Origin of the sequence: Nonomuraea soli, assembly GCF_013761175.1 — a bacterium.
GTDB lineage: Bacteria > Actinomycetota > Actinomycetes > Streptosporangiales > Streptosporangiaceae > Nonomuraea > Nonomuraea soli.
Genome location: NZ_JACDUR010000006.1, coordinates 629691 through 650418, shown reverse-complemented (window position 1 = coordinate 650418; position 20728 = coordinate 629691). Strand labels below are relative to the sequence as shown.

At 72.3% G+C, this 20728-nt stretch carries 16 protein-coding genes; 7 read left to right on the top strand and 9 right to left on the bottom strand.

Translation table 11 applies throughout. The features are described 5' to 3' along the window. Positions 1-123 precede the first annotated feature (123 nt). The 4 genes from HNR30_RS31120 to HNR30_RS31105 form a co-directional block, all read right to left on the bottom strand. A complete protein-coding gene (locus tag HNR30_RS31120; RefSeq protein ID WP_181613606.1) occupies positions 124-1740 on the bottom strand; it encodes an ABC transporter ATP-binding protein in 1617 nt (538 codons plus the stop codon). Positions 1741-1847: 107 nt separating this feature from the next. Continuing rightward, positions 1848-1979, bottom strand: a complete 132-nt coding sequence (locus tag HNR30_RS31115; RefSeq protein WP_181613605.1) for a SapB/AmfS family lanthipeptide — start codon at positions 1977-1979, stop codon at positions 1848-1850. Beyond that, positions 1951-4461 (bottom strand): class III lanthionine synthetase LanKC, encoded by a 2511-nt coding sequence (gene lanKC / locus HNR30_RS31110; RefSeq protein ID WP_181613604.1) that lies wholly within the window; start codon positions 4459-4461, stop codon positions 1951-1953. Before lanKC ends, HNR30_RS31115 begins: the two co-directional genes overlap by 29 nt. A gap of 68 nt (positions 4462-4529) precedes the next feature. Then, positions 4530-5591 (bottom strand): sensor histidine kinase, encoded by a 1062-nt coding sequence (locus HNR30_RS31105; protein ID WP_181613603.1) that lies wholly within the window; start codon positions 5589-5591, stop codon positions 4530-4532. A gap of 173 nt (positions 5592-5764) precedes the next feature. Between HNR30_RS31105 and HNR30_RS31100 the strand changes: the two genes are divergently transcribed. Beyond that, a complete protein-coding gene (locus HNR30_RS31100) occupies positions 5765-6742 on the top strand; it encodes an aldo/keto reductase (protein WP_181613602.1) in 978 nt (325 codons plus the stop codon). Here the strand turns inward: HNR30_RS31100 and HNR30_RS31095 are convergent. Continuing rightward, positions 6739-8001 (bottom strand): hypothetical protein, encoded by a 1263-nt coding sequence (locus tag HNR30_RS31095; RefSeq protein WP_181613601.1) that lies wholly within the window; start codon positions 7999-8001, stop codon positions 6739-6741. The two genes, HNR30_RS31100 and HNR30_RS31095, sit on opposite strands and share 4 nt — an antisense overlap. Positions 8002-8081: 80 nt before the next feature. Continuing rightward, positions 8082-10577, bottom strand: a complete 2496-nt coding sequence (locus tag HNR30_RS31090) for a M14 family zinc carboxypeptidase (RefSeq protein ID WP_181613600.1) — start codon at positions 10575-10577, stop codon at positions 8082-8084. Positions 10578-10695: 118 nt separating this feature from the next. On the opposite strand from HNR30_RS31090, the gene HNR30_RS31085 reads away from it, so the two are divergent. Further along, positions 10696-11589 (top strand): glycoside hydrolase family protein, encoded by an 894-nt coding sequence (locus HNR30_RS31085; protein WP_181613599.1) that lies wholly within the window; start codon positions 10696-10698, stop codon positions 11587-11589. Between the two features lie 129 nt (positions 11590-11718). On the opposite strand, the gene HNR30_RS31080 is transcribed toward HNR30_RS31085, so the two are convergent. Continuing rightward, the gene (locus HNR30_RS31080) at positions 11719-12705 is read right to left on the bottom strand and encodes a sulfotransferase family protein (protein WP_181613598.1); all 987 of its coding nucleotides are present in this window, start codon (positions 12703-12705) and stop codon (positions 11719-11721) included. 66 nt (positions 12706-12771) lie between these two features. On the opposite strand from HNR30_RS31080, the gene polX reads away from it, so the two are divergent. From polX to HNR30_RS31065, 3 genes are all read left to right on the top strand, one after another. Continuing rightward, a complete protein-coding gene (polX, locus tag HNR30_RS31075; RefSeq protein ID WP_181613597.1) occupies positions 12772-14457 on the top strand; it encodes a DNA polymerase/3'-5' exonuclease PolX in 1686 nt (561 codons plus the stop codon). A gap of 37 nt (positions 14458-14494) precedes the next feature. Beyond that, the gene (locus tag HNR30_RS31070) at positions 14495-15541 is read left to right on the top strand and encodes a sulfite oxidase (protein ID WP_181613596.1); all 1047 of its coding nucleotides are present in this window, start codon (positions 14495-14497) and stop codon (positions 15539-15541) included. A 130-nt stretch (positions 15542-15671) separates the two neighbouring features. After that, positions 15672-17162: a WS/DGAT/MGAT family O-acyltransferase gene (locus HNR30_RS31065; RefSeq protein ID WP_181613595.1), complete on the top strand. Its 1491-nt coding sequence runs from the start codon at positions 15672-15674 to the stop codon at positions 17160-17162. Here HNR30_RS31065 and HNR30_RS31060 read toward each other — a convergent pair. Beyond that, positions 17100-17645: a TetR/AcrR family transcriptional regulator gene (locus HNR30_RS31060; protein WP_312894761.1), complete on the bottom strand. Its 546-nt coding sequence runs from the start codon at positions 17643-17645 to the stop codon at positions 17100-17102. The genes HNR30_RS31065 and HNR30_RS31060 overlap by 63 nt on opposite strands. A gap of 89 nt (positions 17646-17734) precedes the next feature. Between HNR30_RS31060 and HNR30_RS31055 the strand changes: the two genes are divergently transcribed. Next, entirely contained in the window at positions 17735-18298 is a 564-nt protein-coding gene (locus tag HNR30_RS31055) for a TetR/AcrR family transcriptional regulator (RefSeq protein ID WP_181613593.1), read from the top strand. After that, positions 18295-19791: an MFS transporter gene (locus HNR30_RS31050; protein WP_181613592.1), complete on the top strand. Its 1497-nt coding sequence runs from the start codon at positions 18295-18297 to the stop codon at positions 19789-19791. The genes HNR30_RS31055 and HNR30_RS31050 overlap by 4 nt, the downstream gene beginning before the upstream one ends. On the opposite strand, the gene HNR30_RS31045 is transcribed toward HNR30_RS31050, so the two are convergent. Then, on the bottom strand, positions 19788-20708 hold the full coding sequence (locus HNR30_RS31045; protein WP_312894760.1) for an alpha/beta hydrolase: 921 nt from the start codon (positions 20706-20708) through the stop codon (positions 19788-19790). The genes HNR30_RS31050 and HNR30_RS31045 overlap by 4 nt on opposite strands. Positions 20709-20728 lie beyond the last annotated feature (20 nt).

The following is a 20728-nucleotide window of genomic DNA, read 5'->3' as shown; positions in this document are numbered from 1 at the left end:
CAGTCCCGGCCGAGGCAGTCCCGGCCGACGGAGCCCCAGCCGACGGAGCCCCAGCCGACGGAGCCCCGGCCGACGGAGCCCCGCCGCGGATGTCCGTGGCCGCGACGGCTCCCGGCTCGCCCGTCACAGGGTCCCCTCCGCGAACACGGCCCGGTAGTCCGGGTCCTCCCACAGTTCCCCGTGCGGCGCCGCGGCCCGGATGCGCCCCTCCTGCACCCAGACCACCCGATCCGCCCGCGCGGCAGTCGTGGCGCGGTGGGCGACCACGAGCCGGGTCCGCCCGCCGTACTGGCCGAACAGCGCGTCGCTCACCCGCCGCTCCGTCACCGTGTCCAGGCTGGAGGTGGCGTCGTCGAGGACGAGCAGCCGCCGGGGCGCGGCCAGGGCGCGGGCCAGCCCGAGCCGCTGGCGCTCGCCGCCGGACATGGGCGTGGCGGTGAGCGGCGTCATGAACCCCTCGGGCAGCAGCCTGACGAACGTGTCGGCCTGCGCGGCACGGGCGGCGCCGCCGAGGTCGGCCCCGCCCATGCCGATGGCGGCGCCCACCGTCTCCCCCAGGAGGACGGGCCGCTCGAAGGCGTAACCCACCGCGGCCCGCAGGCTCTCACGGCTCAGTTCGGGAAGCGGCACGCCGTCGATCAGCACGGTGCCGTGTTCGGGGTCGCGCAGCCGCCCGGCGAGCTCGGCCAGCATCGTCTTGCCGGCTCCCGAGCGGCCGACCAGCGCCACGCAGGATCCTCCTGCCACCACCAGGTCACCGGCGGGGATCCCGCGGAACTCCAGCGTCCCGGGGCCGGGCGGCAGCTCGCGGGTGCCGTGGGCCATCGGCGGCACGGCGAGCACCTCGGCGACGCGGGAGGCCGCGGACCTGGCCCTGGCGAGCTGCCCGACATACCCGAGCGCCCCGCCGAGCGCGGAGCCGAGGACGGCGTAGCGCGCGGCCGCGTACAGCTCCCCCACCGTGAGCTGTCCAGCGGCCAGCAGCCACCCTCCGGCGGCCAGCACCGCCACCTCCAGCACGGGCGTCATCACCCCGGCGCGTACTCCGGCGGCGGCGGTCGCCCGCCACAGGGCCAGCCCGTGGGCGCGCAGTTCCGGCAGCGGCGCGAGGACGCGCTCCGCCTCGCGCCGGGCGGTGCCGGCGGCGGCGATGGTGCGCGCGCCGGTCAGCGCCTCGGCGAGCCGGGCGGCGATCCGTCCCTGGACCTCCTGGTAGGCGCCCGACAGCGCGCCTCCGGTGCGCAGGAAGGCGCGCAGGATGAGCACGATGGCCACGATCCCCGCGCCGAGCGCGAGGGTGAGCCTCGGGTCGATGAGGGTCAGGGCGATCAGGGCTCCGGCGGTGGGCACGACGAGCGCCACGGCGCTCACCATCGCCTCGGGGGCGCGGCCCGCCTCGTCGGCGTTGAGCCCGGCCCGCAGGGTCAGCTCTCCGGGAGCGTGGGTTCGCATCAGGGTGCCGGCGTCCAGCACGTGGCGGACGACCGCCCGCCGGATCCAGGCGGCGGCCCGCGCGCCGGTGAGGCCTCTGGCCAGGACCGCCAGGCATTCGCAGCCGATGACGACGGCGACCGCCGCGATCAGCCAGCCGGGCGCTCCGCCGGTGTCGATGGCGCGTCCGATCAGGTACGGCATGGCCAGTTCCGCTGCCGCCCCGGCGACGGCGGCCAGGGCCAGGAGGACCGGCCATGGCCCGCTGTGCCGTGCGGCGCCCGCCATCAGGCGATCCCCGTCACGCATGGTGGTCCCCGTTGGGCGAGTGGTCCCCGTCACGCATGGTGGTCCTCTCCCGGGGCGCCGGGACCCGGGTCCCGGCGCCCTCAGGTCGTTCGTTCATCGGCGACGCATCAGTGGCACAGAGCGACACTGAGGTTGCTCGGCTTGCCGGAGTTGCACGTGAGAGCGGTGAGCGTGCTGCCGCCACTGGCGACGTCAGTGCTCGTAGGAGCCTCAAGGCCCTGCAGGTCGAGGAGAACCATCGTTCGACACCTCCTTTCCGTGGTCGAGGAAGGGCAGTCCCGCCCGCGGTTCGGCGTGCAGTGACGCCAGTGCGAGCAGGACCCCCGCCGTACCGGTGGCGAGGTCCATGGACAGCCGCAACAGCTGGTCGCCGGGGAAGGCGAGGCCTCCCGCGTACGGCAGGGCGTGCCAGCGCAGCCCTGCCTCTCCGGCGCCGAAGGCGGCGATGATGCCGGCCCGTCCGGTGAACAGGCCGGGCTGGACGAAGTAGCCGGAGCGGGCGACGAGGCGCAGCCGGTCGAGTGCGTCGTCGAGCTCGTCGTCGTGCCGGTGCGCGAGGTAGCGCTCCAGGACGAGCGCGATGCCGGCGGATCCCTCGTCGAGGTAGGGCAGCAGCCGCCAGCCCTGGTTGACCTGGAGCGAGCCGTCGTCGGCCGCCTTGCAGCGCCGCAGGTCCTGGCGCAGGGCGGTGGCGGCCAGGTCGAGGAGGTGCCGGTCGCCGGTGCGTTCGTAGGCGTGCAGGAACAGCAGCGCCGGTCCCGCGGAGCCGTACATGAGCCCGGCGCGGGGGTGGCCGCCGCCGCTGGTCTCCGGCACGTCGTCGGGGCCGCCGAGTCTGTCGGCGCACAGCTCGACGGCGCGGGAGGCCGCGTCGTCGAGCCCGAAGTGGTACAGGACGAGGCCGATTCCGGACAGCCCGGAGAACAGGGCGCTCTCCAGGCGTTCCCATTTCTCCTTGCGGCAGATGTCGAGGAGGTCGAGCGCGTCGTTCCGGTGCCCGAGCAGGTCCAGCACGTAGGCCACGCCGTACAGGCCGTCGTAGAGTCCGAGGCTCCAGCCCGGCTTCGGGGCGCGGGCGCGTTCGAGCAGCCATTCCTGGTGGTCGGGCGGGCAGCCGGCGCGGAGCTGGGCGTAGAACACCCCGGCGGCTCCGTTGGCCAGGCACAGCCCCCTGCCGGGCTGGAACTGGGCGATGTCGCCGGGGAAGAGCCGGTCGTCGCGCCCTGGGGTGGCGCTGGCGGCGATGGCGCGCTGGAGTGCCTGGCGTACCTCCGGCCAGGGGGCCTGGCCGGGCAGGGCGGGCGGCGACCAGGCGTGCTCCCCGGCGATGATGGCGACGTCCCGCTCGACGCGGGCGCCGGGGAAGACGTCGGTGACGATCTGTCCCAGGTGCTCGGCCTTGCCGCGGTGGAGCGGCTGCATGATCGTGCACTGCGGGGCGAAGAGTCCCAGGCGCAGGCAGGCCATGGCGTACCTGTCGACGTCGGCGCCCTCGTGGCCCTGGGGGGCGACGAAGGCGGGGTGGGCCAGCGCGGCCCTGGCGCCGTCGCTCTCCAGCGTGGCGACCTCGTAGTCGATGAGCACCACGCGCCCGTCCTCGGTGAGCAGGACGTTGTCGGGGTGCAGGTCGCCGAAGACGACGCCGCGTTCGTGCAGCATCGCGACGGCCGCCTCGACCTGGCCGGAGACCTCCATCGCCCAGGCCGCGTAGCCGGCCCGTTCCTCCTCGGTGCAGGTGGCCCACGTCAGCGGGAAGCGGCGGACCAGGCGGCGCTGCAGGGTGACGCCGTCGACGAACTCCATGACCAGGAAGCTGTGCTCGCCGACGGTGAAGTGGTCGAGCAGCTCGGGCACGACCGGCAGGCCGGCCAGGCGCTCGAGGATGTCGCGCTCGTGGGCCAGGCGCGCCACGGCGTCACGGCCCGCGGCGTCGAGGCCGGCGTGCGGCCTGGCCTCCTTCAGGACCACCTGCCGCCCGGTGCGCCCGTCCCTGCCCAGGTAGACGCCGCCGCCGTTGGAGAAGTGCAGGACCTGCTCGATCGTGTACGGCAGGCCCTCCATGGTGACGGAGTTCCTGGCCTCCAGATGGGGCGCGAGGAAGGCCGGCAGCGTCGTCCAGGGCGGCACGGTGAAGACGGCCTGCCGCACGTCGGGCACCAGGCGGCCCTGGCCGTCCTCGACGGCCAGCACCCGCTCGCCGCTGTCGGACAGGCAGTGGCGCTCGGCGAAGCCTCCATAGCGCACGTACAGCGGCCCGTCGCCGTAACGCAGGTCGGAGAGAATGTAGGGTCCGCGTATTCCGCGGAGCAATTCGTCGAGGTCTTTCAGGACGAGTTCCAGCTGCGCCTCGTCGGCCGGGTAAATGGTGACGAGTTTCCCGCTGGAGGCGCGCGAGGCGGCCTTCGAGCCGAGCATGACCAGCACCGGGAGACCGCGCAGGAATTTGAAGGCGATGCCCCGGGTGACGCAGTACTCCCATACGGCGGCCAGGGCCTGCTCCGCGTCGTCGGCACGGGCCGACACGTGGATCTTCCAGCCCTGGGGCGGGAGCGGCCGGCCGGACTCGGGTGCGAAGTACACCCAGGTGTCGGTCTCGAAGCGGTTCCAGCCCTCCGGCAGCGGTCTCCGTGCGGCGGCGAAGACGGCCTCCTCGACGTCGCCGCGCGGGACGTCGTAGAAGAGCGCGTCCGCCAGGCAGTAGAGCTCGTACTGATCTGTCACGCCAGAAGAATGACAAATATCTCCACCGCGTCGCTAGTTACGAATTTCACGTTCCGCCGGAGAGATGTTCACGGCGTTTCGTGCGTCTGCCCAAAAGCCTTTGGACGCGGTTTTGTGGCGACGGTGGCACGCAGCAGGAAAAGGCCGTCGTTCGTTCTGTGCGTCTCCAGGGAGCCGCCTATTTCCGCCATTCTTTCCCGGAGGTTGCGCAATCCCTGGCCGGTCCCGTCGCCGGAGGCCCGCAGCCGGTCGTTGACCAGGGTCATCCGGATCACGTCGTCGCACTCGGCCACGTGGATCTCGCACGCCCGTGCGGAGGCGTGGCGCAGGATGTTGGTCACGCCCTCGCGCAGCACGTCGGCCAGCACCCAGGAGATCTCTTCCGGTACTTCGTCGCAGGCCGCCTCGACCACGCAGCGGGCGCCGCTGGCCTCCAGGATGGTACGCGCGGAGCTGAGCTCGGCCTCCAGGCGGACCATGCTGCGGCCGTGCGCCACCGATCTGACCTCGGCCGTCACCCCTCTGACGAGGTCGAGGGCCTCGTCCAGTTCAAGCTGCGCCTTGGGGTCGCCGGTCTCCACCAGCCGCTGCACGAGCTCGATCTTGAGCACCAGCACCGCCAGGCGATGCCCGACCAGGTCGTGCAGGTCGCGGTTGAGCCGCCTGCGTTCGTCCTCGACCGCCCTGCAGACCTCGTCGGCGCGCACCAGGGCCAGGAAGTGGGCACGCGCGGCGAGGCAGACGACCACGTACTCGGCGACCACCAGGGCGGGGACGCAGACCGCCCACACCGCGATCCGGTCATCCTCCGACCAGGGGGTCAGAGCCACCAGGGCGGGGCCGCCGGCCACGGCCGCCACCCACAGCGGCCCGCTGCGCCTCGACTCCGCCAGCAGCAGCAGGCTGACGGCCATCAGGCTCACCACCGAGATCCACGCGCTGCCCAGCAGCACGATCGCGGCGGCCGTCACCGTGAGCTGGCCTGCCACCGGCCACCAGGCGACCCCGCTGCGCCTGACCGCCTGAAGGACCGTTCCCGCGTGCAGGCCGATGAGGAGCGCCAGGGCCACGACCACGATCCACCCCTGGGAGGCGGGGGCCTCCAGCAGCACCAGCCCCCCGAGTGCCACGCAGCCGCTGACGATCGCGAGGGCGCATAATCGCAACGGTGACCACGACGCGACCACTGAGCAGAGCCGGACACGTCGCATAACCTGCGCCCTTCGTCAGCGTGAATCCCGCATGCTCATCCCCCACACTCCCGCAATCAATCGCCACAACCATCCCACCTAGGATGAATCGCATGGAATACACGCGACTTGGTAGCACCGGTCTGAAAGTTTCCAAGATCTGCCTGGGCATGATGAGTTACGGCGACCCCGCCAAACTCGAGTGGTCCCTCCCGGAGGAGCAGGCCGAACCGCTGGTCAAGCGGGCGATCGAGGCCGGCATCACCTTTTTCGACACCGCCGACGTCTACAGCGCGGGCACCAGCGAGGTGATCACCGGCAACGTGCTGCGCCGCCTGCTGCCCCGCCGCGACGACTACGTGCTGGCCACCAAGGTCTTCTTCCCCGTGCGCAAGGGCGTCAACGAGGGCGGGCTGTCGCGCAAGCACATCATGGCCGCCATCGACGCCTCGCTTGACCGTCTGGGCACCGACTACGTCGACCTCTACCAGATCCACCGCTGGGACCCCGAGACCCCCGTCGAGGAGACGATGGAGGCCCTGCACGACGTGGTCCGTTCGGGCAAGGCCCGCTACATCGGGGCCTCCTCCATGGCCGCGTGGCAGTTCTCCAAGGCGCAGTACACCGCCTCCGCCAACGGCTGGACACGCTTCGTCTCCATGCAGAACCACTACAACCTGCTCTACCGCGAGGAGGAGCGCGAGATGTTGCCGCTCTGCCTCGACCAGGGCGTCGGCGTGATCCCGTGGTCGCCTCTGGCTCGCGGCGTGCTCGCGCGCGCCGGTTCCTCCGACGCCGGTACGGCACGCGCCACCAGCAAGGACGCCGGCCGCATCGAGTACCTGTACGGCAAGGACGCCGACCAGCCGATCCTCGACCGTGTGGCGCAGGTGGCCCGCGAGCGGGAGCTGCCGGCCGCCCAGATCGCCCTGGCCTGGCTCCTGCACCAGCCGGGCCTCAGCGCCCCGATCATCGGCGCGACCAAGGACCGCCACATCGACGACGCGGTCGCCGCGGTGGGCGTCTCCCTGTCGGACAAGGAGCTGGCGTTCCTGGCCGAGCCGTACACGCCGCGCGAGGTGCGCGACTAGTTCCCCTTGGCCAGGAGCGCGCCGATCGCGGTGCGCAGCGACGGCGCCGTGGCGTCGCCGAACGGGCCCGACGGGTAGTCCACCACCCAGACGTGAAGCATCTCGGGGGTGCTCGGCATCTTGGTGGTGCCCGCCGGGCACCCGCCGGAGGCGTCCACCACGGCGACGCCTCCCGCCGGCTTGGAGCACAGGTTGTCGTGGGCGTGCCAGCGGGTCAGCGAGCCGCCGACCTGCGGTCCCGGCTTTCCCGGCGGCATGATGAACATCGCGCCCAGCAGGATGTCGCCGCCGCCGGGCTTGCGGTAGAAGACGAGGGACTCGGGGCGGGTGGGGTCGAGCTCGCGGTCGTCGATGATCCAGGCGGGCTTGGTCATGTGGAGCACGCCGCTGGTGTCGATGGACAGCTGGAAGCCCGCCTTGCGTGCCGCGGCCAGGGTGGGCCAGCGGGCGGGCACCTCGCGTGCCGTACGGGCCACCAGGTCGTCGGCGGCGGCCCGCTCGGCCTCGGTCGGCGGCGGGCCGGTGGGGGTGTCGTGATGGTGCTCGCCGCCCGTCTGCCCGTCGGCCGCCTGGCCCGCCGGAGCGGCCTGCTCGTGCTGGTGGGCCGGTGCGGCCTGAGCCTGCGCGTCTCCGGCGCCCGCCGCGACGGGGGCGGCATGGCCTGCGTGGCTGTGTCCGGCGAAGGCGGGCAGGAAGGCGGCGCCGACGGCGAGCGCCACCACGCCCGACAGCAGTCCGGCACCCGTCAGCCGCAGCGACCCGTCGGCGGCGGAGGGCTGAGGCGTGGCGGGCTGTGGCGTGGCGGGCTGAGGCGTGGCGGGCTGAGGCGTGGCGGGCTGAGGCGTGGCGGGCTGAGGCGTGGCGGGCTGAGGCGTGGCGGGAGCGGCGGCAGGGACAGCGGCGGGGGCGCGGTCCGCCAGGTAGGCGCACCCGCTGACCACGGCCAGTTCCAGCAGCGTGGCGAGCACGTCGGGCACGCCCAGCGGCTCGCTCCGCCCCGGCGGCAGCCCGATGGTGCGGCTGAGCGCCCATACCACGGCCACGGCCGCGTTGCCCGCCAGTCCTGCCAGGAACAGGGCGCGGCCGGGCCGCAGCAGCACCGCGAGCGCCCACATCAGTTGCGCCCACCCGACGGCGGCGAAGAAGGCGCCGTGGGCGACGCTCATGGCGAAGTGGTCGGCCAGCACCGCGAAGTGCACGGCTCCGGCGCCGGCCGACAGGACGGCCAGCGCCACGGGCGCGGAGGCACGTGAGCTCATAGGTCGTCCCTACAGCAGAACCAAGCGCTTGACCAGATCCCGGGCGGCCCCGATGCGTGCCGACCGCCCGGGATCCGCCGTTACGGCGTGGTGGCCGGCTGCCCCGAGGTCACGGCGCTCCAGTACAACGCTCCCGCGACCTGGGCGAACAGGCCCTTGGGATGGTTGCGGAACATCGGCTCGGTGCCGAACGCCACGACCGCGGCCCCGCGCTCGTCGAGCCCGCTGATCACCGCGGCCTGGCCGCGAGCCGCCTCGGGACCGCCGCTGCCGTCCTCGTTGGCCCGCCAGTGGCCGGAGACCAGCGGCCCCTCGGTGCTGTACGACTGCTCGGCCTTCACGCCCGCGCCCAGGCCGGTGAACCAGCGCGGGGCGTACACGAACGAGAAGGAGCCGTCGGCCATGCGGACCACCCCGTTGCCGTCGGTGTTCCCGGTGACCGGCGTGGCCTGCAGCAGCCCGGCGTCGGTGTTGAAGCGGGTGCCGGTCGAACCGCGCGTCACGACGCCGCCGGTGGCGAGGTAGGCGTCGAGTGCGGTGCGGGCGGCCGGGTTGAGCTGGGCGTAGGTCAGGCCGGAACCGACGTAGAACACGTCCGTCGTGCTCCAGTCGTAGCCCGCGTTGAGCAGGGCCGCGTTCACCGGGGTGACCTGGAATCCCATCTCGCGCAGGGTGAACAGGTCGTCGGCCGAACCGGCCGCGGTGATGCGGACCGGCGCCAGTGCCGTACCGCCCGCCGTCCCTCGAGTGAAGCGCACGCCGTAGCGGTCGGCGACCGTGCGGGCGGCGGCGCGCGCGGAGGACGGCACGACGGCGGAGCCGTCCTTCCAGGCGACGGCGACGCCCTGCCGGAGCAGGTCGTTCAGTGCCTGGACGTCCTTGCCGTCGGCGAGCTCGAGCGCCAGCGGGCCGCCGCCCGGCGGCACGGAGCCGGTGGGCGAGGCGGCGGCGACCGGCGCGGAGACCACCCGCAGGCGGTTGTCGGTCACCGGCTGGACGGTGGCGCCCCACAGCAGGCCGTGGCTCCAGCCGGAGATGTCGTACATGGCCCCGACGCGCGGGCTGATGTCCTGCCCTGCCTCCAGGATGACGTTGGCCAGGCCGCGCTTGGGCTGGCGCATGTCGACGACGTAGGTGCCCGCGGGGTAATTGGCGCCGCCCGCGCGGAAGGGCAGCAGCGCCCTGCCGACCCGCACGTCGTTGGCGACCAGGAAGTCGACCAGCCGCGCGGCGGCGGGGCCCGGGCCGGGGATGATGTAGGCGCGCGGGAAGGTGGTGCTGTAGACGTCCTCGGGACCGAAGCCGGGCACGATGTCCAGCGGGACCGTCCTGTGCGGCTCGCCCGCGGCGCCGCGGCGGAACCACTCGGCCTGATCCTTGATCAGCTTGTCCGCGTTGGCGGCCACGTGCCGGTTGGTGCCGCGGATGGCGGTGGCGTGGATGTCGGTGTTGATCCGCGACCTGCGCTGCAGCTCGGCCACCGGCAGGGTGTTGTAGGCGTTGTTGTTGACCTGCAGCGGCACCTCGATCGTCTGGGCGATGACCGCTCCGTGGAAGGGCGCGTACTGCGGGGTGAAGATGGGCGGCCAGTCGTCCCAGCCGTCGACGTAGTCACGGAAGGGGATCTCGACGGGGTTCACGCCGTCGGCGGCCGGCGTGTAGCCCAGCCCGTTGATGGCCGACTCCAGGTTCAGGCCGTTGGCCCAGGTGTTGGTGATGAACAGGTCGTACTCGTAGTTGGCGCCGTGCGGCGGCGTGGTCGGCTCGACCAGCGTGCCGTTGACGTAACCGTGCAGGTCCAGCACGGCCACCGGCTGGACGTCGATCATGATCTGCCGCATCGCGCGCACCTCGGGCTGCGAGACGGTGACGAAGTCGCGGTTCATGTCGAAGCCGTTGGCGTTGGCGCGCGTGTTGGCGATGCGCCCGTCGGGGTTGGCCACGACGTTGAAGTACAGGCGCGCCGACTTCAGCAGCTTCACCACGGCGGGGTCGGTGCTGGTGGCCAGCTCCTCGATGACCCGCAGGGCGCCGTCGACGCCCTCGAACTCGTTGCCGTGGATGCTGGAGTTGTAGAAGACCGGGGCCTTGTAGCCGCGCGGCGGGCGGTGGCCCTCCTCGATGAGGCGGCGGCCGAGCTCCTGCTTCCAGTCGTCGGCGGCGCTCTCCGGCGCGGTCACGGTCACCAGGTAGAGGTCGCGGCCCCCGGCGCTGCGCCCGATGACCTCGGCGCTGACGCGGTCGCCGAGCGCCTGGAGGGCGTTGAGCCTGCCGGCGATGGCGTGGTAGGGCGTCAGGCCGAGCTTGATGGCGGCGTCGCCGGGGTTCTCCGGCGGGATGGGCAGCGTGGTCCTGCGCGGGTAACCGCGGTCGTGCCGGAGGGTGACCGCTCCCTGCGATGCGGACCTCTCCGTCGCGGCGAGCGCGGACAGGGGCTCCTCGATCAGCGCGGCGATCTCGTTGCGTTCCGGGCCGTTGCCGGGCTCGCGGTGCTTGGGGGCGGGGTCGGCGGAGGCGGCGGTCGCGGGTGTCAGCAACAATGCGGCGGATAACAGGGTGGTGAAGATGCGACGCATGGTCGAGAATCGCACGCATTGTCGGCCGCGTCCATCAGGGCACTCGCCGATCAAATTTCCTGTAAAATCACTAGGAAATAAAGGAAACAAGTCGAGCGGGAAGGCCTACCCTCACGCCATGCCGATCTCGAGATATCTGCCGTCACCAGAACGCTCCACCGTGGCGATCGCCCCGGCCGTGGCCGGGCAGGGGCACTGGGCGGGCGCGCCCAGTGCCGTCGCCACCGACGAGGGGATCCACCTCGCCTACCGCCTGCGCCGCCCGATCTCCCAGGGGCGCGGGCACGCCGTCGTCGTCGCCCGCTCCACCGACGGCGTGCGCTTCGAGCCGATCCTGACCGTCACCAGCGACCAGATGGACACCGAGTCGCTGGAGCGCCCCTGGCTGCTGCGCACTCCGGAGGGCCGGTGGCGGCTCTACCTGAGCTGCGCCACGCACGGCACCAAGCACTGGCGGGTGGAGGTGCTGGAGGCCGGCTCGCCCGACGCCTTCGACCCCGCCCACCGCAGGACCGTCCTGCCCGGCGACCCCAAGACCGGGGTCAAGGACCCGGTGATCGTACGGCGCGGCGACACCTGGCACCTGTGGGCCTCGTGCCACCCGCTGACCGACCCCGAGGAGGCCGACCAGATGGTCTCCGACTACGCGACCAGCACCGACGGGCTCACCTGGACCTGGCACGGCACCGCGCTCAGCGGACGGCCCGCCACCTGGGACTCGCGCGGCGCCCGGGTCAGCGCGGTGCGCTTCACCGAGGACGGCGTGCTCGCCTTCTACGACGGGAGGGCCAGCGCGGCGGAGAACTACGAGGAGCGCACCGGGGTCGCGCTGGGCACCGACCCGGCGTCGCTCACCCCGGTGGGCGACGCCCCGGCCGCCGCCTCGCCGCACGCCGGGGGCGGGTTGCGGTATCTGGACATCGTGGATCTGGCCGATGGCGGGGTGCGGTTGTACTACGAGTTCACGCGGCCCGACGGGGCCCACGAACTCCGCACGGAACTCCGCGCCTGACGCCCGTCCGGGGGACTTGGGGCCGGAAACGGGCATCTCGTCTCCGGCCCGGTCGAAAGGTCGCGTCTCCGCCCCGGACCGGCGTCTCGCCTCCAGCCCGGGGCGGAAGGTCTCGGCCCCGGCCAGCCCCTACGTCGTCTCCTCCCCCAACCGGCCGTTGCGGGCCTGGCGCTGGCCCGGCGGGCGGGCGCCGACCAGGCCCCCGGAGCGGCGCCTGGGCCGCACCCAGTCGCCGAACTCCTCCCCGGTCACCTCCTGCAGCACCTCGATGTCCGCCGCGAAGTACGGGATCAGCGCCCGCCGCTGCTCCCACGTCAGCGGGCGCCGCGCCGGGCCGCGCCGCTGCAGCAGCGCCTCGACGCGCTCGGCCAGCCGCCCGCCCGCGCCCTCGGGAAGCACCCGCACCCCCGAACGCAGGAGCGCCGACAACACCCGGTGCCGCCCGCCCGCGACGGGGTGGGCGGTCACGTTCTCGCGCGGGACCGCCTCCAGCAGCCCCTGCTCGACCCCGAGGAAGGCGCAGATGCGGTCCAGCGTCTCGGCGGGCCGGTCGATCAGGTCCCGGTAGCGGAAGACCAGCACCTGCTCGCGCGGGAAGAGGGTGTACAGGTGCCGGAGCTGCGCGCCGTACCGGCCGAGGCCGACGTAGTGCCAGAAGGGCGACCACCCGTCGGCCACCCGCTGGGGCTCGGCGGCGCAGGCCTTGACCACGTCGCCGATCGGCTCCAGCCCGGCCGACCACAGGTGGGTCCAGTTGGAGTGCGCCCGCTCGACGGGGTCACGGAGCACGGCGATGAGCCTGGCGCCCGGCACGGCGGCGTGGATGCGGCGCTGGGCGTCGAGGTCGTGCAGATAGAAGGGCGTGGCCTCCCCGGTCAGCGCACCGGGCGGCGCGTCGTCGAAGAGGGCCTCGTAGTCGGCGCGCCGCCAGACGTGCTCGCGGTAGGTCTGGGCGTCGCCCGGTCCGCCGCGAGCGGGCGGCGGCCCGTCGGTGAGGAAGTGCTTGGGCTCCTTGACTCGCGACAGGTGGAGCGCGGGGTGCCTGCTGAGGGCCGCGTGGAGGGCGGTCGTCCCCGACTTGGGGGCGCCGATCACCAGAAAGTTCGGCAGGGGCATGCGATCTCAATACCCCTGTATTCCTACAGATTAACTAGGCAATATGAAGACGCCTAAGCTTGCCCCATGGCACGGGCTAACGAAGAGGCTGCGGCGGCGCTGCAGGAGTACTCCGAGCTGTTCGCGATCAACGGAGGCGATGCCTTCCGGGTGCGCAGCTACCAGAAGGCGGTCAAGGCGATCGCCGGCTTCCCCGAAGACATCGCCACGGTCAACGTGCGCACCGTCCCCGGCGTGGGCGAGGCGATCGCGCTGAAGATCGAGGAGTTCCTCGAGCGCGGCAGCTTCCGCCAGCTCGACGCGCTGCGCGAGAAGGTGCCCGCCGGGGTGCTGAGCCTCACCAAGGTGCCCACGCTGGGGCCGAAGACGGCCATCATGCTCTTCCAGGACTTCGGCATCGACTCCCCCACCGCCCTGGCCGAGGCGATCACGGCCGGGCGGCTCGACGGCGTCAAGGGGCTCGGCCCCAAGACCCTGGCCAACCTGGCCAAGGGCGTCGAGCAACTGGAGCAGTCGGGCAGGCGCGTGCACATCGGCGTCGCGATGAAGCTGGCCGAGCAGGTCATGGCCTCCCTCGACGCCGAGCGCATCGGCTCCGCCGGGTCGCTGCGGCGCATGAAGGACACGATCGGCGACATCGACATCCTGGCCGTGGCCGACCCGGGGATCATGGAGCAGTTCCGCGCCCAGCCGTACGTCGCCGAGGTGATCGCGGCGGGCGACAAGAAGACCTCGATCCGCACCACCGCCGGGGTCGAGGTGGACCTGCGCGTGGTGCCCGCCGGATCGTGGGGCGCGGCGATGCAGTACTTCACCGGCTCCAAGGAGCACAACGTCACCATCCGCGAGATGGCGGTCAAGAAGGGCTGGAAGCTCTCGGAGTACGGCCTGTTCGAGGGCGAGCGGGTGATCGCGGCGGAGTCGGAGGAGGAGATCTACGCCGCGCTCGGCATGCAGTTCGTGCCCCCGCCCATGCGCGAGGACGGCGGAGAGGTCCAGGCGGCGCTGAAGGGCGGGCTCCCGGCGCTGGTCACCCTGGAGGACCTCAAGGGCGACCTGCACACCCACACCGACCTGACCGACGGCGTGGCCTCGCTGGAGGACATGGTCGCCGCCGGTCACGCCCTCGGCTACGCCTACTACGCCGTCACCGACCACGCGCCCGACCTGACCATGCAGCGCATGACGCTCGACAAGGCCCTCGACCAGCGGGCCAAGCTCGCCGACCTTCAGGCCAAATATCCGGACATGAGGCTGCTGCACGGCTCGGAGCTCAACATCGCCCCCGACGGCTCGGTCGACTGGCCCGCCCCGATCCTCCAGGGCTTCGACGTCTGCGTGGCCAGCGTGCACTCCCACTTCACCCAGTCGCGCGACGAGATGACCCGCCGCTTCATCGCCGCCTGCGAGAACCCGAACGTGCACATCATCGGCCACCCGACCACCCGCAAGATCGGCAAGCGCCCGATGGTCGACGCCGACTGGGAGGCGGTGTTCAAGGCCGCCGCCCGCACGGGCACCGCCCTGGAGATCGACTCCTACCCCGACCGCTCCGACCTGCCCTCCGACCTGGTCAGGCTGGCCAAGCACCACGGGGTCAAGTTCTCCATCGACAGCGACTCGCATGCCGTGCCCCACCTGGCCCACCAGCGTTACGGCATCGGCATCGCGCAGCGTGCCTGGCTGACGAGCGACGACGTGATCAACACCTGGCCGCTGGAGCGCCTGCTCGCTTTCCTTGGCCGTTCCTAGAGGATTACATGGTTCTCAGGTAGGGAATAGGTGGTACATGACCACCGTTGTGCGCTCCGCCGTCAAGCCCCTGCCCGAGCACCTGTTCCGGCTCAACGAGATCGGCGCGGAGATGCGCTGGGAAGCGATGGCCGGCCAGGGTTACCACACCCCGGCCGAGCGCTTCTTCGTGCGCAACCACACCTCCACGCCCCTGATCGACGCGTCGACGTGGCGGCTGCACCTGCACGGCGACGGGGTGCGCAGGCCGCTGCGGCTGACGTACAGCGAGCTGCTGGCCATGGCGCCGCGCACGATCGACGCCGCGATCGAGTGCGCGGGCAACGGGCGGCGCTTCTACGCCGACCAGCAGCACGACCGCAGGCCGGGGGCGCAGTGGGGGCTCGGCGCCATCGGCGTGGCCCGGTGGCGGGGAGTGCCGCTGCGCGACCTGCTCCGCGCGGCGGGCCTGCGCCCCGAGGCCGTCGACGTGGTGGCCGCCGGGCTGGACGACCCGTTCGAGCACTACGGGCACGTCCGACGGCCGCTGCCGGTCGGCAAGGCGCTCGACGACGTGCTGGTCGCCTACGAGATGAACGGCCGGCCGCTGCCCGCCGACCACGGTTTCCCCGCCCGGCTGGTGGTGCCGGGCTGGGCGGGAATCGCGTCGATCAAATGGCTGGGCGAGCTCCGGGTGAGCACCAAAAAAGTCGACACGCCTTGGAATACAATCTTTTACCCGAATATCACGGAAATGCCGGTCAAGAGCGCTTTCGAGCTGGCCTGGGATGCCATTGTCCCCGCCGGACGCGCGCACATCCTGCACGGCCGATCGTGGTCGGGCGCGGGGCGGATCGTCCGGGTCGAGGTGAGCACCGACGGCGGCGGCACCTGGCGCCTGGCCGAGCACCGGGGCCGCCACCTGGCGGGAGCCTGGTTGCCGTGGCACCTCACCTGGCTGCCCGAGCGGGCGGGCGCCCAGGTCCTGATGGCCAGGGCCACCGACGAGACCGGCAGGACCCAGCCGGCGGTCAGCGCGGCGAACGCTTTCGGTTATCACTTCGACGCGGTGATCCGTCACCCGATTCGCGTGACCGAGGGATAGACAACTCTCACCACTCCGCTGACCTGCGGCCTTTTCCCGACCATGGTAATTCACCTGAAAGAATTGCGCGGAAACGCCGTCGAAACCGCACGGTGTGACGATGTCGGCAAGCCGACCAGAAGGAGAGGCGATGCCCCAGCTGACCGCGCTCGACGCCCAGTTCCTCCACTTCGAGTCCGCCACCACCGCAGCGCACGTGGCGGGGGTCGCGATCCTCGACCCGGAGGGCGGCACGGTCACCAGGGACGCCCTCGCGGACCTGCTCCGCGAGCGCATGCACCTGTCGCCAGCCCTGACCCGGCGCCTCAAGCGACCGCCCCTCGGCCTCGACCACCCGTACTGGGTGGACGACCCCGGCGTCGACCTCGACCACCACGTCTTCGAGAGCCGCCTGCCCGCGCCCGGCGACGAGCTGCGCCTGGCCGAGCACCTGTCGGCCATCCACGAGCGCCACCTCGACCGCGACCGGCCGCTGTGGGAGATGCACCTGATCACGGGGCTGTCCCACGGCAGGGTCGCCGTCTACACCAAGGTGCACCACGCCGCCATCGACGGCGTCTCCGGCGCCGAGACCCTGGCCGCCCTGCTCGACCTGACGCCCGAGCCGCGCGCCGTGGCACCGATGGAGCCGGTGGAGCGCGCCGAGGCGGGCGAGCCGTCGCTGTCGGACATGCTGACGGGAGCGCTGAGCCGTACGGCCACGCAGGGAGCACGCACGGTGCGCTCGCTGGTCAGGACGGCCGGCGAGCTCGACGCCATGCCCCTGGTGTCGTCGCTGCCCGGCTCCGGCCTGCTGTCGAGGACCGCCCGGTGGCTGGGCGGTGACCGGCGCTCCCGTCCGGAACTGCCCGCCCTGTCGGCGCCCCGCACGATGCTCAACGGCCCGATCACCGGCAGCAGGAGGCTCGCCTTCGGCTCCGTCCCGCTCAAGGACGTCAAGCTGGCCGCGCGGACGTTCGGCGGAAGCGTCAACGACGTCGTCATGGCGGTGTGCGCGGGGGCGCTGCGCTCGTGGCTGGAGGAGCGCGGAGCGCTGCCGGACCGTCCGCTGGTGGCGGCGGTGCCGGTGGCGGTCCGTACGGCCGGCGCCATGGAACGGGCGGGCAACCAGCTGGCGATGATGGCCGTGCCGCTGGCCACCGACGTCGCCGACCCGCTGGAGCGCCTGGCCGAGGTCAGGAAGGCGACCGGCGCGGCCAAGCGCAGGCTGGCGATGTCCTCGGCCAACTGGCTGGCCGAGTTGTGCGAGGTGCTGCCCGCTCCGCTCGCGGGACTGGCCACCCCGGCCCTCTCCCGCGTCGTCTCCGGCGCCTTCCCGCCGATCAACATCCTGATCAGCAACGTGCCCGGGCCGCAGTTCCCGCTCTACCTGTGCGGCGGCCGGGTGTTGTCGTACTTCCCCGTCTCGGTGCTGACCGACCTGAGCGGGGGCGTCAACATCACCTGTTTCTCCTACGACGGCATGCTCGACTTCGGCCTGGTCGCCTGCCCGTCGAAGGTGCCCGACGTGTGGGGCCTGCTGGGCCACCTGCAGAGCGCGATGAAGGAGCTGACCCGCCTACAGGAGACCACCGGCGATGAGTTCCGCCACCGCGTCGGGATCGATCTGGTGTCCGGTTAGCTGGGTGAGCGTCTCCTGATACAGCAGCACGGCGGCGAAGGTGGCGGCGGCCACCTCCAGCCGTGCGCTCTCCCCGCGCGCCGTCGGCAACGCCAGCTCCAGCGCGAAGCGTGAGCGGCGGATCAGCTCGCCGTTGAGGCGCCCGAGGCGCTCCCTCACCGAGACGTGCGTGTCGGCCTCGCGGAACAGGATGCGCCGCATCGCCGGAGAGGCTCGCAGGGGCATGCGCCTGGCCAGGCGCGAGAGCGTGCCCGCGGGGTCGCCGGGCACCGCGTCGATGCGGGTGTCCTCCTCGACCAGCGTGCGCTCGTCGACCAGCGCCACCAGGACGTCGATCTTGCGCGGAAAGTAGTGGAAGACCAGCCCCTTCGGCACCTGGGCCAGCCTGGCGATCACCGAGGTCGGCGTCGCTTCGTACCCGCTGCCCGCAAACAGCTCCTCGGCCGCGTCGAGGATGCGCGTGCGGGCGTCCCCGATTGCCACCACTCGACCATAACCGCGCTCGCCCCCGTCGTATAGAGTGAGACAGTATTGTCGCAAATTAGACGTATTTGTCTTAGGGGGTGGGCGTGATGGCCGTGAGCCGTGAGCAGATCCTCGACGCCGCGATCAGGCACCTCAACGCCTCGCCGACGGCCTCGATGGCGCAGATCGCCGAGGCCGCCGGGATCAGCAGGGCCACCCTGCACCGCCACTTCAGCAGCCGCGACGACCTGGTGGTCGAGCTCGGCCGGCGGGCACTGGACCGCTGGGAGCGCGCGCAGGACGAGGCGGGCATCGCGGAGACCGGCGCCGGCCCCGCCGACCTGCGGGCGACGCTGATGGCCCTGATCGAGGGCGAGGTGGGCGTCGCGGAGGAGCACGGGTTCACCCTGACGGTGGAGACCACGAGCGAGGAACTGCTCGCCCGGTCCGCGGAGCTGGAGCGGCGCGAGCTGGCGTTCATCGAGGCCTGCCAGCGCGCCGGCGTGCTGCGCTCCGACCTGCCCGCCGTCTGGGTCAGCAGCAGCATCTACGGCCTGCTGGTGGCCCTGCGCGAGAGCTTGCGCCGGGGGGAGATCGCCCCGCGGGAGGCGACCCGGCTGATGGTCGAGAGCTTCCTTCGTGGAGCATCTGACAAGGGGGATCTGTCATGAAGTCTGTAGTCGCGCCGCCGCACGCCAGGAGGTGGGCGGCCTTGGCGGTGCTCTCCGCCAGCCTGCTCCTGGTGGTCATGGACATGACCATCCTGAACGTCGCGCTGCCGGAGATCTCGGCCGACCTGAAACCCGGCTCGATCGAGCTGCTGTGGATGGTCGACGTGTATTCGCTGGTGGTGGCCGGTCTGCTGGTCACCATGAGCAGCTTGGGCGACCGGTGGGGGCGCAAACGGATGCTGCTGACCGGCTTCGCCGTGTTCGGCGTCGCCTCGGTGGCGGTGTTGTGGGCGACGACGCCGGCGGCGGTGATCGCGGTGCGGGCGCTGCTCGGCGTCGGCGGTGCGATGATCATGCCGTCCACGCTGTCGATGATCCGCAACCTGTTCACCGACGCCCGGGAACGTGCCACGGCGCTCGGCGTCTGGGCGACCATGGCCGCCCTCGGCGGCGCGCTCGGCCCGATCGTGGGCGGCCTGCTGCTTGAGCACTTCAGCTGGCACGCCGCGTTCCTGGTGAACGTGCCCGTGATGGCCGTCGCGATCATCGCCGGGCTGATCCTGCTGCCCGAGTCGCGCAACCCGAACCCCGGCCGCTGGGACGCCCTGGGCACGGTGTTGTCGATCGTCGGCATGGTGGGCCTCGTCTACGCGATCAAACACCTCGCCAAGGAGGGACTGACCTACCCGCCCGCGCTGATCACGGCGGCCGTCGCCGCCGTGACCCTGACCTGGTTCATCAGGCGCTGCCTGAACCGGCCCGACCCGCTCCTGGAGCTGCGCCTGTTCCGCAGCGGCTCGTTCACCTCCGGCACGATCGCCGCGCTGACCACCTCGATCGCCATGGCCGCGATGATGCTGCTGCTGGCCCAGTGGATGCAGCTCGTCATGGGCTACTCTCCGCTGGAGACCGGCGTGCGCCTGCTGCCGATGGCCGTCGGCGCGGGCATCTTCTCGCCGCTGGCCCCGGCCATCGCCGAACGCATCGGCGCCCGCACGGTGCTGGCGGGCGGCCTGGTCGTGGCCGGCCTGGGCTTCCTGGCGTTGTGGGCGCTGCCGCTCGGCTATCCGAGTGTGGCGGTGTCGCTGCTGCTCATCGGCTCGGGCATGGGCTCGCTGGCCATCGCCTCCGCGGTCATCATGTCGGGCACGCCCGCCGAGAAGGCGGGCAGCGCGGCGGCCATCGAGGAGACCAGCTACGAGGTCGGCGGCACCCTCGGCGTGGCCGTGCTGGGCAGCATCGCCGCCACCGCCTACCGCTCGGAGCTTCCCGCGGGCGCCGCGGAGGCGGCACGCGAGTCGCTCGGCGGCGCGCTGGAGACGGCCGGCGCCATGGGACCCTCGGGCGCGTCGCTCGCCCAGCAGGCGCAGCAGGCCTTCAACGACTCCCTCGTGCTGACCTCCGCGTACGGCGGAGCGCTCATGCTGGTGGCCGCCGCGGTGATCTGGTGGCTCACGCCCAAGGACCTCGACCTGGCCAAGGCCGAGCACTAACCCTGCCTCAGGGCCCGCAGCAACATCGGGCGGGCACGGCGCAGCTCGGCCTGCCAGGTCGCGTGGTTGTGCCCGCCCCGCCCGAAGTGAGTGCTCACCGGGATGTCCAGCTCGCGCAGCCTGGCCACGAAGTCGCGCGCCGCCTCGCGCGCCAGGTTCTCGACCAGGTCGCCCTCGCCCGCGGCGACGTAGAGCTCGACGCCCCTGAGCCGATCGGCCTGGTCGTAGGGGTTGTGGGCGGCCCAGGTGTCCCGCTGGTCGCCGGGGTCGCCCCAGATGCGCTTCCAGTCGGTGCCCGGGCAGGCCAGGCTCGTCGCGAGCATGACCGTCTGGGGCACCCCCGGCCGCAGTATGTGCAGCGCCCCGCTGAAGGAGGCGGCGGCGCGGAAGTGCCCCTTGGCGGCGTAGAGCATGGCGCCCTGGCCGCCCATCGAGTAGCCGGCGATCGCCCGCCTGCCCGAGGCCCGGTAACGCCGCTCCAGGAGGGGCAGCAGCTCCTTCAGGTGGTAGGTCTCCCAGGCCGGGCCGTCGCGCCAGTCGGAGTAGCTGCCGCACCTGCCGCCGTCGGGCATCACGACGATCACGTCGTCGCCCGCGGTGAGCTCGGCGACGTCGGTCTCGGCGGTCCAGGAGGTGTAGCCGTCGAGGCCGCCGTGCAGCAGCCAGAGCTGGGGCCAGGCGCGTGCGGCATCACCTGGCCACCCTTGCGGGAGGAGGAGCCGCACGCCGGTCTCGGCGCCGAGGGCGGGTGACTTCAGGCGCAGCTCCAGGCGCCGGTCGTCGAGCCGCCGCTCCTCCAGCACCTCCAGCCCGGGCTCCGCAGAGGGCGCCGCGACCACGGGCCGCTCCGGCGCGTCATCGGGCCGCAGGCAGAGCACCAGCCAGAGCAGGAGCACGGCGGCCAGACAGGTCGCCACCCACCTTATTGACACAGCGT

Bases quoted from the DNA above. Each gene is read 5' to 3' on its own strand.
- HNR30_RS31100 (WP_181613602.1), top strand. From the start codon at position 5,765: ATGGAATACACGCGACTTGGTAGCACCGGTCTGAAAGTTTCCAAGATC.
- HNR30_RS31090 (WP_181613600.1), bottom strand. From the start codon at position 10,577: ATGCGTCGCATCTTCACCACCCTGTTATCCGCCGCATTGTTGCTGACA.
- HNR30_RS31080 (WP_181613598.1), bottom strand. From the start codon at position 12,705: ATGCCCCTGCCGAACTTTCTGGTGATCGGCGCCCCCAAGTCGGGGACG.
- HNR30_RS31095 (WP_181613601.1), bottom strand. From the start codon at position 8,001: ATGAGCTCACGTGCCTCCGCGCCCGTGGCGCTGGCCGTCCTGTCGGCC.
- HNR30_RS31055 (WP_181613593.1), top strand. From the start codon at position 17,735: ATGGCCGTGAGCCGTGAGCAGATCCTCGACGCCGCGATCAGGCACCTC.
- HNR30_RS31050 (WP_181613592.1), top strand. From the start codon at position 18,295: ATGAAGTCTGTAGTCGCGCCGCCGCACGCCAGGAGGTGGGCGGCCTTG.
- HNR30_RS31065 (WP_181613595.1), top strand. From the start codon at position 15,672: ATGCCCCAGCTGACCGCGCTCGACGCCCAGTTCCTCCACTTCGAGTCC.
- HNR30_RS31085 (WP_181613599.1), top strand. From the start codon at position 10,696: ATGCCGATCTCGAGATATCTGCCGTCACCAGAACGCTCCACCGTGGCG.
- polX (WP_181613597.1), top strand. From the start codon at position 12,772: ATGGCACGGGCTAACGAAGAGGCTGCGGCGGCGCTGCAGGAGTACTCC.
- HNR30_RS31070 (WP_181613596.1), top strand. From the start codon at position 14,495: ATGACCACCGTTGTGCGCTCCGCCGTCAAGCCCCTGCCCGAGCACCTG.
- HNR30_RS31120 (WP_181613606.1), bottom strand. From the start codon at position 1,740: ATGCGTGACGGGGATCGCCTGATGGCGGGCGCCGCACGGCACAGCGGG.
- HNR30_RS31115 (WP_181613605.1), bottom strand. From the start codon at position 1,979: ATGGTTCTCCTCGACCTGCAGGGCCTTGAGGCTCCTACGAGCACTGAC.